This is a genomic window from Minwuia sp. (assembly GCF_048263705.1).
In the GTDB taxonomy this organism is placed as follows: domain Bacteria; phylum Pseudomonadota; class Alphaproteobacteria; order Minwuiales; family Minwuiaceae; genus Minwuia.
The window spans coordinates 1-13,565 of the sequence record NZ_JBLXDV010000015.1; the positions used below are offsets into that span (position 1 = coordinate 1).

Sequence of the window (13,565 nt, forward strand, 5' to 3'; positions counted from 1 at the left end):
ACAGCATCACGCCAAAGGAGTGCGCCAACTACATCACCAATGCAGGATACGCTTCAATCTAATATTGGAACGCTCTAAAGCGCCGGTGTTCTGGGCCGCACAAGGGTCAGCAGGATCGACGCGACGATCAGGGCGAGGGCCAGCGCCTTCTGCCAGGTCAGCACATCACCGAGCAGCAGCACCGCCGACAATACGCCGACCACCGGGGTCAGCAGCGTGGAGATGGCCGCCACCGTGGCCGGCAGACGACCCAGCAGCAGCATCCACATCATGTAGGCGAGGATCATCGGCCCGAGCACGTGGAACGCCATCGTGGCCATGACCGGCAGCGTGGGCACCGGCAACTGCCACGGCGATTCGAGCGCCAGCGCCAGCGGCCAGCTCAGAACCGTCGCGATCCCGAAGAACCAGGCGGCCATACCGATGGGCGAGATGGCCCAGACACGGGACTTCTGAATGACATTGCCGATGGCCCAGCAGGTCGCCGCCGCCAGCGTCACCAGCGGGCCCAGCGGCGACGCGATCAGGCTGCCGAAGTCCTCGCTTGCCAGCACGGTCAGCCCCGCCAGCGCGATCAGCACGGCCAGCACGATCCGGCGATCCAGCTTCTCGCCCAGAAAGACGGCGGACAGCACGGCAGTGATCGCGGGCATGGTGAAGGCGATGATCGCGGTCGTCGAGGTTTCGGACAGCACCTGCCCGAACGTCACCAGGATGTTGAACCCGAAGATCACGAACATGCCGACGAGGAACAGCTTCAGCCGCTCGTCCGGGGCGGGCCACATGCGATGCCCCAGGACGCGGCCGATCAGCAGCAACAGCATCCCGGCACAGGGGAAGGCGACGGCCCGCATGGTGATCGGCGGCAGCTCCGTCAGCATGAACTTCACCGCGGGCCAGTTCAGGCCCCAGAGAAGACCCACCACCACGACCATGGCCAGCGAGGCGAGATAGCCGCCGGATTTCACCTCGCCTGTCCCGTGGGCGACGTCGGCGTCAAACGGCGTCCTTGGCGGCCCGCACCATCTTGTAGAGCTGCCGGTCGGTTGATTCGACGTCTTCCTGGAACTTCAGCAGCACATTGATCGTGCGGCGCACGACGTCGACATCCAGTTCGCTGACGTTCAGCAGCAGCAGCGTGCGTGCCCAGTCGATGGTCTCGCTGATGGCGGGCAGCTTCTTCAGCTCTTCCTCACGCAGGCCGTGCACGAAGCTGACAAGCTGCTTGCGCAGGCTTTCGGAGGCTTCCGGCACGCGCGAGGCGACGATGCGGCGCTCCATCTTCTCGTCGGGGAACGGAATGTAGAGATGCAGGCAGCGGCGCTTCAGGGCGTCGCCCATCTCGCGCGTGTTGTTCGACGTCAGGAACACGATCGGCGGCACCTTGGCCGACACCACACCGATCTCCGGCACGCTGATCTGGTAGGCCGACAGGATCTCCAGCAGGTAGGCCTCGAACTCGTAGTCCGACTTGTCGATCTCGTCGATCAGCAGCACCGCGCCGTTTTCGGCCTGCAGCGCCTTCAGCAGCGGCCGCGGTTCAAGAAACTCGTGGCTGAAGAAGATATCCGAGAAGCTGTGCAGCTTGGCCATGGCCTGCGGCAGGGACTGCGCGTCCTCCATCACATCGCCCAGCTTTTCCTTCAGCACCTGGGTGTAGAGCAACTGCTTGCCGTACTTCCATTCGTACAGCGCTTTCGCCTCGTCCAGGCCTTCGTAGCACTGCAGCCGGATCAGCGGGATATCCAGCATCTCGGCCGTTGCCAGCGCCAGTTCGGTCTTGCCCACGCCCGGGGGGCCTTCAACAAGGATCGGCTTGCGGAGTTGCTGTGCCAGATAGACAGCCGTCGCGATCCGGTCGTTTGAGATATAGCCAAGATCGGCGAATGCCGCGTCGATCTTTGCCGGATCATCCAGCTTTGACTGCCATTCTGCGCTCACGAAATGCCTCCCTCTGTACTGTGCGGTATGTCTTATCCCGCGCGGCTCCGCCAAGGAAGAGTCCATGACGCATGGCAGCATCTTTCGGTGCTGAAGGTCGAGAAGTGCTTAGCCGATCAGCCCCGCGCCCCGTTTAACGTGCTTGGCCTGATCGACACCGGCGGCGACACCGCCCAGTTTGGACATGTCCCGACAGAGGAGATCGAGGAAGGGATCGCGTCCGTTGACCGGTTCGAGCAGTGCCATCACACGGTCCTGGAAACGCCGCCCCAGCGAACGCAGGGCCAGCAGACGGCCTTCATGTTCCGTCGAGACGGGATCGCCCCCGCTGTCATCCATCAGTTGCCGGGCGGCCGCATGATAGAGGTCCCGGTCCGCGGCCAGCGCGCCCAGCTCACCGGCCTGCTCCGAGGACAACAACGCGCCGAGCCGCCGAAGCTGGACCCTCGCGATTCCGGCCTTGACCGCCAGCCCGATGGTGTCCTCGACCCGGCGGAACCGTTTCAGGACCGTCTCGACGGCATCGCCTGCACCCGCCAGATAGGCGTCGTCGGCCAGATCGACATTCTCCAGCTTCAGGCCGCAATGCCCGGCAGGCCGCACGTAGTCGATGGCAATCCCTTCGGTCCGGCTCAATCCCGGCGCATCTTCAGGCACCAGGAACGCCCCGAAGGTCTTGCGACCATCGACAACGTCCGTGATCGCGACCACCACGAAGACATCGGCCAGCGGACCGTTGGTCAGCCAGGCCTTCTCGCCGTTCAGCCGCCAGCCGGTCGCGGTCTTCTCGGCACGGGTCGTCAGGCGCTTCGGATGCGCGCCCGCGCCCGGTTCCGAGATCGCGATGCAGGCCGACGAGTCACCGCGCGCAAACCGGCCCATCCAGCGCGCCGCCTGTTCCGCATCCGCGTGCTGCCCGACGATCCGGGTCGCGACCATGTGGTGGGTCATCCAGGGCGTGCAGAAGCCGACGACCTCCGCCGCCTCGGCAAAGGCGGCGGCGGTATCGAACAGCTCCAGCGGCGACGCGTCGATCCCGCCGTATGTACCCATCGCAAAGCCGAGCCAGCCGTTCGACCCCATCTCGGCCCAGAGATCTGCCGGGAACTCGGTGGAGCGGATCAACTCGTCGGCTCGTGGCGCAACCTTCTGACGGGCGAAACCCACCAGATCCTGCATCGCGGTCAAATCACTTGCCCTTCCAGTCAGGCTTGCGCTTCTCGGCGAACGCCTTGGGACCTTCGATGAAGTCCTCGGAATGGCGCAGCACCTCGACCGAGGGGTAATCGGCGGTCATGGCGTCTTCGAGGTTCGGATAATTGAAGTTCTCCCGCACGACCTCCAGCGAGGTGCGCAGGGAAACCGGCGAACACTCCAGCATCAGGTCGGCCCATTTGCGAGCGGCCGACAGGGCCTCGCCCTGCGGCACGACTTCATTGACGAAGCCCAGTTCCTTGCCTTCGGCGGCCAGCACGTGCCGCCCCGTCAGAATCATGCCCATCGCGTTCTTCAGCCCGATCTGGCGCGGCAGGCGCTGCAGCCCACCGGCCAGCGCCGCCAGTCCCACGCGCGGTTCCGGCAGGGCGAAGCGGGCGTTCTCGGATGCGACGATCAGGTCGCAGGCCAGCGCGATCTCGAAACCGCCGCCCATGGCCACACCGTTGACGGCAGCGATCACCGGCTTGGTCCGGTTATGACGCCCGGTCAACCCGCCAAATCCCATGGGCGGATACCATTTCGGATTGCCTTCGGCCTGATAGACCAGATCGTTGCCCGCCGAAAACGCGCGATCCCCGGCCCCGGTCAGGATCGCGATCCAGAGGTCTGGATTGGCCTCGAACATGTCGAAGATCGCGCCCAGTTCCGCATTGGCCTGCGGGTGCAGGGCGTTCATGCGTTCCGGCCGGTTGATGGTCACGGTCAGGATGTGACCGTCCTGTTCGGTGATGGCGAATTCGCCCATGATGTCCTCCCCAAGATAACTGCGGGGATGTTCGCGCAATGGGCGGTGCGAAGGCAAGCGCGGTTGCTGCGGGTCAGTGCCGCGTCTGCTCCTGCAGATGCTCGATCATCTCTTCCGGGTCGGCTTCCTCGGTACCGGGCAGCGTGTAGTCGCCGCCGAGCCATTTGCCCAGATCGATGTTTGCGCACCGGGTCGAACAAAACGGCCGCGACGCCTTGACGACGGGCTTGCCGCAGATCGGACAGTCCTGATCGGTTTTCCTTGCCATGCCTATTTTTCCCGCGAGATCGAGAAGGCGTCAATGGCGCTCTCGACGAACGCGATCCTCAGCGGACGGCCAAGCCGATCGTTCAGACGGTCCTGCAGATCATCGGGGGCGTCGGCTTTCAAGGCATCGGACAGGCTGACCACCACCGGTAGCGGGCCGATCTGCGCGAGTTCGGCTTCGACCCGGCGCAGAACCTGCGCCAGAACGGTCCGGGGCTTCAGCGTCACGGCACCGATCCGGGTCTCCGCCAGATCTTCATGCAGCGAAAGTCCGCTGCGGCGGCGGACCAGCGTGCATATGCCGAAGCGGTCGATCGATCCGATATCGACCTGTTCCGGATCACGCTGGACGGCCTGCCTCAACGCCGTCTCGACACGCTTGCGTTCGGGGGCACGGCTCATGCTGATGAAGTCGATGGCCACCGGCCCGCCGATCCGGCGCAGCCGCAACTGCCGCGCGATTTCCGGCACTGCCGTCAGGTTCACATCGACGCCCTGCCCCTGTCCGTCGATGTCGATCACGGTCATCGCGCGCGTCGGTTCGATGGACAGACCGGCCTTGTCCGACAGGCCGATCTCGACGGCCAGCGCCCCCTCGATCTCGTCATCCAGATCAATCGAACGCTGCAGTCCTGTCAGCGTGATCCGGTCCGCCAGATCCGGCGCCATCTGTCGGGCCAGTAGTTTCAGCTCTGACTGCGTGGCGCGATCGGGCACCATGATGCTGTCGGGGTCCGGGCCCGCCAGATGGGTCACGGCGCGATGCAGCAGGTCCGGCGCAGGCCGGAGCAGCGCCGGTTTCGGCACCGAAACCGAGGCGACGGCGTTCCATTCATCCAGCAGGCGACGGACTTCCTGCAGGACCGTTTCGGGATCGACCCGGTGGGCGGGCGGGCGCACCGTGATCCGTGCCGTGTCCGCCAGTTCCGCCACTGCGGCAGCCAGTGCCTCGTCCACCGGTCGCTTGCCCGGCTCGAAGCCCGTTCGCATCGGATGCAGCACGACATAGCGCCCGCCCAGCACGATATCCACGCTGCAGCGCGCCTGCTTTCCCTCCGTCGCGGGTCGTCCGACCTGAACCAGCAGGTTCTGGCCCCGCTTGACGAGCCTGTTGATCGGCAGTTTCTTCGGCGCATCCGCATCGGCCAGCACCCTGGCATCAGCGGCACGCAGAAACAGCGAAAGCCCGTCGCCGGCATCGACTGTCGCCGCCTGCAGTTCGCTGGACACGTGCGTCACTCGCGCGGCACGGATTTCACCCTGTACGGCGACAGCCTGGCCGTCCCGTTCGATGTGCACCTCGACAATCCGTTCGTCCTCGATCACCGCGACCCGTGTTTCCAGCACACCCCTGTCGATGAAAAGGCTGCGGTTCACGGGCGGGCCCAGACCGGAAAACCATTGCCGCCCAGCAGCGCGGCGACATCGTGCAGCGGCAGGCCGACGACATTGGAATAGGAACCGCTGATGTCCTTCACGAAAGCGTCGGCCATGCCCTGAATGGCATAGCCGCCCGCCTTGCCCGCCCACTCGCCGGAGGCCAGGTAGGCAGCCGTTTCCTCGACCGACAGCCGCTTGAACGTGACGATGGTGGTGATCCTTCGACTGAGAATGGACTTGCCGGGAACCGCCAGCGCGATGCCGGTCGACACACGATGCCGGCGGCCGGACAGAAGATCGAGGCACTGGCGCGCCTCGGTTTCGGTCCCGGTCTTGGGGAGGATGCGTCGGCCACAACCGACCACCGTATCGGCGGCCAGCACGAAGGCATCCCGATGATCCGGCGCGATGGCCGCAGCCTTCTCCGCAGCCAGTCTCAGGGCCAGTTGATGGGGCTGTTCGCCGTCCAGCGGACTCTCGTCAATATCGGCGGGTATGATCGCATCCGCGACGATGCCGATCTGCGCGAGCAGATCACGGCGGGGCGGCGATGCGGACGCTAGGATGAGGCGCGGCACCGCGGCCTCCGATCCCGGCGGCTACTTGAAACGATAGGTGATGCGGCCCTTGGTCAGGTCGTAGGGTGTCATTTCCACCATGACCTTGTCGCCGGCCAGAACGCGGATGCGATTCTTGCGCATCTTGCCCGACGTATGCGCCAGGACCTCGTGTTCGTTTTCCAGCTCGACCCGGAACATCGCGTTGGGCAGCAATTCAACCACGCGGCCTTCGAATTCGAGCAATTCCTCTTTCGCCATAGGGTACCGTTTTCCAATTCATCAGGATTGGTGCGCAACATGATGAATAGCGCACGCTTAATCAAGCCTTCAGGCGCGCAACAGACCCTTGCAAGGTAAAACAGGCTCGGCTATACGCTCGGCCTGACCGGCAGAAATCCATGCCAACGGTCGTGTGCCCAGGTAGCTCAGCTGGTAGAGCAGTGGACTGAAAATCCGCGTGTCGGTGGTTCGAGTCCGCCCCTGGGCACCATTCTTTTCAAATGGTTATGCTTCGAAGTCGCCGGCAGCAAAACTTCATAGGTAACACGACAGGTAACATTCGCCAGAGAATTACGGAATATGGTTCGATCTAGTTGGTTTCTAATCCCCCCTGGGAACGTGCGAACGACATTGGCTTGCCGCCGTCCGTGCGGTGGTTGGGTGGAATCTGATCAATCAGATTTGGACCTGCTGTTCTAATGGCTGCCCGCCAATTGCGGCGGATCCCATAACAGCCGTTCGGGTTGGAGTGCTTGGCGAGACCCACAGATGGAAGACACTGATCTGTTGGAGCGTCCACCGACGATGATCTCAAACACAGCAGCACCTTCCAGGACCAAAGCGCGATCAATCAGGTTGGCATTCGCAAGACAGAGTATTGAGAAGTGCCAAACAGCGGTCAGGTTCGGAACGACTGTGCCCGAACTTCCAGACACATTCTCTAGCAACAAAGAAGAAGCGACCTGGCATTCTTGGGATCATCCTGAGCAACAAGCTGGTGCTTCGAACATGCTCGCGCCCAAGAGCGATTGACCTGAGACCCGATTTCTACTCCGATCTTAGATCGCTCCGGCATCCGCTATCGGTCCCGCCGACCAGATGATGCATCTGCGCGCAGGCACCTTCGGGAACTATCAGGAGATCGCCGCCGCTTTGGCTATGGGCGGCCGAGGCTGCTTATTGAACGTTATGGCATGATGATGAATCAGAGAAGCTTCGCCGCCTGTATCGTGAGGAGAAGCAGCAGGTGCCTCTGGCGTTGTGGCCGCTAGCGGGCCTTTGGAACGCGAGCGCCGCTGTCCGCGCCCAGCAGACCGGATCAGCGGTGGAGTCTGGACTTCGTGTGGGATTCGATCTCCGATGGTAGACGCTTCCGCATTCTCACGATCGTCGATGACCGCACGGGTGAATGCAAAGAATTGATGGCCGACAGCTCGCTCTCCGGGGTCCGTGTCGCCCGGGAGCTGGATCAGCTCATCTGGAGCCGCTCACGGCCCACAACGATCGTCAGTGACAACGTCCTATGTCGGGAAAATCTGTCTGCTTGGGTCAGCAGGTCATGCGGTGTCCGGCTACCCGGACACCTTGAAAGGTTTGCCCAGACGGGTTCTGCCGTCAAGAAATGATCTCTTCCATAGCAAACACAGGGTACGCGCTGCGGCGGCCCTCACCGTCCTTAATACGAGATCCCAAATCCCAAGCAGAAGGCCCGAACATTATCTACGAGGTCAGGAAACTGCCTCCACGGCTCATGTCAGAGAGAGGTCCTTCCGCCTGGGCTCACCCCCTCGAAGAAGGGGCGATAGGGTTCGCCGTGCTTGACCACGGCATGTACGGTGCATGCCATCTTGGCCGCGATCGCGGTGTAAGCCTTCCGGCGCAGATGAGCATTGTGTCGATCCTTCGAGATGTAGCGTTCGAACTTGTCCCGGAAGCTGTTCGTGCGCTTGAGAACTGCGGTCTGGCCAGCCATCCAGAGCGTGCGCCGGAGCCGGGCATTGCCGTACTTCGATATCCGGCTCTGACCGCGGAACATGCCGGACTGGACGGTGGCCAGATCCATGCCGCAGAACTTCAGGAACTGCCGGTGGTGGCGAAAGCGGCGCAGGTCACCAGCCTCTGCGAGTATCGTCATGGCGTTGATTGGACCTATGCCCGGGATGGTCGTGAGCAATTGGTAGTCGGGCAGATCCGACAGAAGCTCAATGGCCCGGGCCTCGATCTCGTTGCGCTGGCGGATCAGGCTGCGCCCCTCTGCGAGAACGAGGCGGAACATGCCAACAGCGTGGGAATCCGGGTGGACCGGCAGCCCCACTGACCCTACCGCAGTAGCGTAAATATCTGAAAGCAGGCGCTGTTTGGATACCTTGCGGCCAACGACTTGCCAAGCATCAGCAATGAAGGCATCGGGGTCCATTGCCGTGATCATATGTGGCGTCGGATACTTCTCCAGGAAGGCCAGGAACCAGTCCGTCCGTGAACTCCGGTGGAATCGCTCCGCCTCGGGAAAATACAGCGGAAGGTAATGCGTCAGGATGCGGCGCCAGAGTTCGGTCTTTGAGCGCGAGACGATCTCGTGGGTCTTCGACAGTTCCTGGATGTCAGCGGTGCCAGTGAACATCGGGTCGTGAAAGAATTGCACAGCACCGATCTCCGGCATGTGCAGGATGACCTGGGCGTCCTTCGGATCGTTCTTGTCCCAGCTGTTGTGCAGGGCCTCACGTGTTCGAGCCAGCGCGACGGAGGAGACAAGCTTCAGCTCAAAGCCTTGCTGGCCGAGGTGGTGCGCGAGGGTCCGGTGATAATTGCCTGTTGCCTCGAACCCGATCCGCACCGGCAAATCGTAACGGGCCAAGGCTGCAGACAGGCGCTGGAAGTCCTCCAGCGTGTTCGTGATCGGCATGCGGCGACGGCGCGACTTTTGCGGGATGCCGATCAGCACCTCATGGCGGTGCTTGGAAATGTCGATGGCGACCAGCAAGGTCGCGGTGGAATGGTTAGCGGTCATAGCCGGTCTCCTCAGCGATGTGGTTTACAAAAATCCACTGTTGAGACTTGAGACTCGGTTATGGCCACACGCTGCACTGTGTGAGAGCTACCCGTGTGGCCATAACCTGTCGGCAGCGCTTCTTCCCGACGTGCTATGGCACCGAGTTCATCTCCAGGGAAATGGATCTTTGGGCCTATGCGAACGGCGTGACACTGGACTTCTCTCGTCCAGGCAAGCCGACGGACAACGGGTTCATCGAAGCGTTCAACAGCAAGTTCCGAACCGAATGCCTGAATGCCCACTGGTTCATGACGCTTGCCGATGCCCGCGAAAAGCTGGAGGATTGGCGTAGAAACTACAACGAGGTCAGACCTCACAGCGCGATCGGATACAACGTCCCGATCGCCGTACATAATCCCGGCGGCGAAACCAGCCCGTCGCCGTGATCAAGCCGGAAAAATCTAACCTCCGGCGGTCCAGACAATGGGCTCAGTGCAAAACCCGCTTGGCTCTAATCCCGGCTGGAAGAAAGCTGGGGGTCACGTCATCACGATTGGACAGTCACATTGGAGGCAATCGACCAAAGCTTTGTGCCGAAGCCTCGCCCCGCATATCCGCCGAATGACGGACAGCGTATCCCCAGTCGGCCCGCTTGCTTTCCACTATTAACCTCAAGCGTGCTTGGATAGAATTCCCGCAACAAGGAGCGTCCCATGGCCACTTCACCTCTTCCGACAAAGTCACGTCCAGATTCCGCGTGAGCCCGCTAAAGACAATGGAAACAAATCATCCTGAATTTGACATTGGCGTCATCGGCGCTGGAACCGCCGTTCAAATGGCTCGGACCGCACTAAATTTCTACAATAAGGTAGCAATTAGCCATCTCGGAGAACCTGAGGCAAGCAATGGTCGATTTACCTTTTTCCCCGATCCTGACATTTTTTTTAAAAATCGCATAGTCAAATGCGTATATATTGCCACGCCTGTTGCATCACACTCTAATTTCATCTCAAAATCTGTACAATACAATCTCCCTTGTTTGGTCGAAAAGCCAATTTTGCTCGACATTGATGAAGCCCAACACATTGCGAATAATGTCAACGATATCGTAGCGGTAGCATTCAAGAAACGATACTCACCGCTTGCTAATGAAATAAAGAAAATGCATCAAAGATCCAGATCGGCTCCTTGCCAAATTCATTACACATACCTAGCTCCCCATCCTGGCAAATCACACTGGAAAATAGATCCAAAAATAAGCGGCGGCGGCGTGCTAATGGATTTGGGCAGCCATGTTCTTGATTTACTTGAGTATTGCATCTCCCCGATTTTCACAGTCACCCTATCCGAGTATCATACCGTCAACGGAACAGATGCTTACGTCGCAGCAAAACTAAATTTTTCCGACGGATCCGTAGGAGAAATAAGGCTTGGTTGGGCAAGCGAAACTAGCCTCCAAAAGATCACCTACCTGCAAGGTACATCGGAAATTGCATGGCAGAAATCTGACCACAGAGACCACGCAACCGCAATCCGGATCGAAGGCCAATCGGTCAAAAGCTTCGCCAGCAATCGAGAGACCGAGTACCTCGGTCTGTTTGACGCCTACCGATCTTGGGTTGACGGCCTGCCTTCAGACATTCCACGTTGGCAAGACGGAATGCGTAACTTAAAGATCATAAAAACAATCGAAGAAATGGGACGGAAAGGGCATCAGAGTGCCGAAGTAGGAAGGCCATGAGAGATTTTACAAATCATATTTGGCCAGGTCCACATCAAACTGGCCAAGAAGAAATAGACAACCTGCTGACTGCGCTATCGAGCCCAGATTGGTCGCACACTGACCTATGTTCAAAATTTGAACGCAACTTCGCGAGCTTCATCGGCACCGAATTTGCCCTCCTAGTACCAAGCGGTACTGCCGCAATATACTTGGCCCTCATCGCGGCCGGAATACAAGAGGGACAAGAAGTTATCATCCCAGGACTCACTTGGCCATCCGTCGTTTATGCGATAGTGAAGGCAGGAGGCGTCCCCCGCACAGTTGACATTTCCGCAGACACGCTATGTATCGACAAGTACACACTAGAAGGGTCACACACTGATCGGACGTTCGCAGTGCTTGCTACCCATCTTTTTGGGTCCCAGTGTGATATGCACCAAATTCATCAGTATGCTCGACAAACTGGCATAGTAGTAATTGAGGACTCAGCTCAATCAATTGGTTCGATACAAAGTGGAAAGAGTTGCGGAACCTGGGGATCTGTCGGGATTTATAGCTTCAATGATCGGAAAGTACTCGCCTGTGGCGAAGGCGGATGCATCGTTACTAACTCCCAAGATACTTATCAGCAGTTAAAATACTTGCAACTAATACAACCGAATCGAGCTACAGCGCCGCTGTCACTACCGGGAACGTACAAAATTAGCGAATTCCAAGCGGCCGTTGCACTGGGGCAGCTGAGCAAACTGAAAGACCGATTGCATTTGATGTCAGAACGCGCAAGCGTATTGGCGAACTGCATTTCTGAATTTACAGGTGGTGTAGCAATCCCTCAGACACAACCGTCGTGTGTTGACGTTCAGTCGTACTATAATTTCGCATTTTTGGTCAAAGGTCATCCTGAGATTCAAGAATTTAGGCTGAAGTTGAGTAAAAACCTCAATTTCAAGGCGGCCGCACCATACAATCCATTAAGCGACGTTGCCGATTTTCAACCTTTGCAAAAGCATCATCGGTCGACTGTTTACCAAAACTTGCAGATCGAGCATCCAAATTGTCAAAACGCATTCGAAAATGAATGCGTCAGATTCGCTCATAATATCCTTCTGAGCGATGAGGGAACAATAAGGGACGTAGCCGAAACGATTGCAATCACACTAACCGAAACCATGAGATAATGTTATGGAAGACCGACGAATAGTTATATTCTTTTCCATGATAATAACGGCTGCACTTGTTGCGGTTTCGAGCTTTTTGCTCATTTCCAAGGCTGATGGTACAGCCGAGTTTTCAATATTTGGGCAAAATTTCAGCTCCTCGAACATCGGATTGGCGGTATTATTTGTCGCTGTGATGTCTTTTTTAATAATATTGAAACAGCTTTTTGGCAACAATCATAATCCCAAGTCGAGTTCAAAAGCCTATGCAACCGCAGGAGGGGAGGAATTTCTAGATTGGAACGATGTTTTTAGTGGGATTCGAGACTTGGTTCTGCAACTAACGGCCTCTAGTGGATTTCGACCTGATCTTGTTATCGGAATCTGTGGTGGTGGGTTGGTAATCGCGGATATTGTCAGCAAAAGACTCGGGCATGTTCCCTGCCTTTCGATTTGGCCGAACCGACATACCTCAAATCACCATTCGGCCTTTTCTGGACAGGCCCTAGCGATAAATAGGATTCAGTTCGATCAAATTATCGCCGAGAACGCAATAAATCGAATATTAGTAGTAGATGATGTTGTTTATAGCGGCTCTACTCTCAAAGACGCGCTTGAGTTTCTGAATGAATCAAGCGCAAGCATTCGCCAGGGCACTGTAGAAATTAGGAGCGCGACTCTGTTCTCCTTAACAACAGCTGAATATCGGCCAGACTTTTCGGTATATAGTCATTCAAGTCACAGAAGAATGATGCCAGTGTCCGATAGGCTGAGACAATAAATTCATTAGGTTAAGTGATTACGGAAGAATGTTTCCATGATGCTTGCTTGTGATGTCGAGGCATTCACTGTGTAGGAGACGATTACTAGCCAATATATCAGACCGTCCTGCCTCTAATAACTGACCGGACCAATCCGATATCCTTCCTTTAGCTTCTTCCACTATGAGCAACCCAGCTGCATAGTCCCACAGTCTGTCTCCCGAAGAAATGAAAGCGTCAGCCCGACCGTCTGCTACATAGCAAAGCGCCAACGCGGTCGATCCAATTTTTCGGGTAGTTGTTCGAGTACATAGATCAAAATTTACACGTGAGAATGTGATTTTGTCTTGCATACTCTTACCATGGCACTGAAATACAACAGATTCTCCGAGCAAAGTATTGCCTGATACCGATATTCGCTTGCCATTCAACCAACTACCAAAGCCTCTTCGTGCAAAATACACATCTTTTGTTGCTAGATTGGCGACACATCCAATCATTGCATCCTTTTTGTGCAGCAAGGCGATTGACACAGCTGAAAAAGGAATGCCTCTCAGCATATTTCGCGTACCATCAATCGGATCTATGACCCACGTTAACGCAGATCCTTTGCTAATTTCACCGCACTCTTCGCCAACTATGTTGTATGGAGATCGCTGAATTAGTATTTTCTGGATCAGCTTTTCGACCTTCTCGTCGATATTTTGATCCAAAGGCAAATTATTATCTATGAATTTCTGTGCGGATTCGACAGCATATTTCAATATCTGCACATCTTTCTCGGCCGTCATCTCTTAGATCTTACCATGTAGGTCAAAGAATTA

14 protein-coding genes, 1 tRNA gene and 1 pseudogene are annotated in these 13,565 nt (G+C 57.7%); 6 read left to right on the top strand and 10 right to left on the bottom strand.

What is annotated here, in order from left to right; translation table 11 throughout:
- Positions 1–74 precede the first annotated feature (74 nt).
- From ACN0X7_RS17555 to infA, 8 genes are all read right to left on the bottom strand, one after another.
- A complete protein-coding gene (locus ACN0X7_RS17555; RefSeq protein WP_417519679.1) occupies positions 75–968 on the bottom strand; it encodes a DMT family transporter in 894 nt (297 codons plus the stop codon).
- 28 nt (positions 969–996) lie between these two features.
- Complete coding sequence (locus ACN0X7_RS17560) at positions 997–1,941, bottom strand: AAA family ATPase (RefSeq protein WP_417519681.1); 945 nt, start codon at positions 1,939–1,941, stop codon at positions 997–999.
- Positions 1,942–2,049: 108 nt separating this feature from the next.
- Entirely contained in the window at positions 2,050–3,120 is a 1,071-nt protein-coding gene (locus ACN0X7_RS17565) for an acyl-CoA dehydrogenase family protein (protein ID WP_417519806.1), read from the bottom strand.
- 10 nt (positions 3,121–3,130) lie between these two features.
- A complete protein-coding gene (locus ACN0X7_RS17570) occupies positions 3,131–3,904 on the bottom strand; it encodes an enoyl-CoA hydratase-related protein (RefSeq protein WP_417519683.1) in 774 nt (257 codons plus the stop codon).
- Between the two features lie 73 nt (positions 3,905–3,977).
- Entirely contained in the window at positions 3,978–4,172 is a 195-nt protein-coding gene (locus ACN0X7_RS17575; protein WP_417519684.1) for a DNA gyrase inhibitor YacG, read from the bottom strand.
- A gap of 2 nt (positions 4,173–4,174) precedes the next feature.
- On the bottom strand, positions 4,175–5,548 hold the full coding sequence (locus tag ACN0X7_RS17580; RefSeq protein WP_417519685.1) for a ribonuclease E/G: 1,374 nt from the start codon (positions 5,546–5,548) through the stop codon (positions 4,175–4,177).
- A complete protein-coding gene (locus ACN0X7_RS17585; protein WP_417519687.1) occupies positions 5,545–6,129 on the bottom strand; it encodes a Maf family nucleotide pyrophosphatase in 585 nt (194 codons plus the stop codon). The genes ACN0X7_RS17580 and ACN0X7_RS17585 overlap by 4 nt, the downstream gene beginning before the upstream one ends.
- A gap of 21 nt (positions 6,130–6,150) precedes the next feature.
- Entirely contained in the window at positions 6,151–6,369 is a 219-nt protein-coding gene (infA, locus tag ACN0X7_RS17590; RefSeq protein ID WP_417519689.1) for a translation initiation factor IF-1, read from the bottom strand.
- A gap of 156 nt (positions 6,370–6,525) precedes the next feature.
- Here infA and ACN0X7_RS17595 point away from each other — a divergent pair.
- Positions 6,526–6,601 (top strand) — tRNA-Phe (locus ACN0X7_RS17595).
- 805 nt (positions 6,602–7,406) lie between these two features.
- Positions 7,407–7,736 carry a DDE-type integrase/transposase/recombinase gene (locus tag ACN0X7_RS17600; protein WP_417519808.1) on the top strand — a complete coding sequence of 110 codons (330 nt, stop codon included), beginning with the start codon at positions 7,407–7,409 and terminating at the stop codon, positions 7,734–7,736.
- Between the two features lie 128 nt (positions 7,737–7,864).
- Here ACN0X7_RS17600 and ACN0X7_RS17605 read toward each other — a convergent pair whose 3' ends face one another.
- Entirely contained in the window at positions 7,865–9,118 is a 1,254-nt protein-coding gene (locus tag ACN0X7_RS17605) for an IS110 family transposase (RefSeq protein ID WP_417519691.1), read from the bottom strand.
- A 137-nt stretch (positions 9,119–9,255) separates the two neighbouring features.
- Between ACN0X7_RS17605 and ACN0X7_RS17610 the strand changes: the two are divergent.
- From ACN0X7_RS17610 to ACN0X7_RS17625, 4 genes and pseudogenes are all read left to right on the top strand, one after another.
- Positions 9,256–9,546: pseudogene (locus tag ACN0X7_RS17610) on the top strand (integrase core domain-containing protein); the annotation flags it as partial.
- Between the two features lie 329 nt (positions 9,547–9,875).
- Positions 9,876–10,841, top strand: a complete 966-nt coding sequence (locus ACN0X7_RS17615; protein WP_417519693.1) for a Gfo/Idh/MocA family protein — start codon at positions 9,876–9,878, stop codon at positions 10,839–10,841.
- Complete coding sequence (locus tag ACN0X7_RS17620; protein ID WP_417519695.1) at positions 10,838–12,001, top strand: DegT/DnrJ/EryC1/StrS family aminotransferase; 1,164 nt, start codon at positions 10,838–10,840, stop codon at positions 11,999–12,001. The genes ACN0X7_RS17615 and ACN0X7_RS17620 overlap by 4 nt, the downstream gene beginning before the upstream one ends.
- 4 nt (positions 12,002–12,005) lie before the next feature.
- Positions 12,006–12,761 carry a phosphoribosyltransferase gene (locus ACN0X7_RS17625; protein WP_417519697.1) on the top strand — a complete coding sequence of 252 codons (756 nt, stop codon included), beginning with the start codon at positions 12,006–12,008 and terminating at the stop codon, positions 12,759–12,761.
- Positions 12,762–12,779: 18 nt separating this feature from the next.
- Here ACN0X7_RS17625 and ACN0X7_RS17630 read toward each other — a convergent pair whose 3' ends face one another.
- Positions 12,780–13,532 carry an inositol monophosphatase family protein gene (locus ACN0X7_RS17630; RefSeq protein WP_417519699.1) on the bottom strand — a complete coding sequence of 251 codons (753 nt, stop codon included), beginning with the start codon at positions 13,530–13,532 and terminating at the stop codon, positions 12,780–12,782.
- Positions 13,533–13,565: the final 33 nt, after the last annotated feature.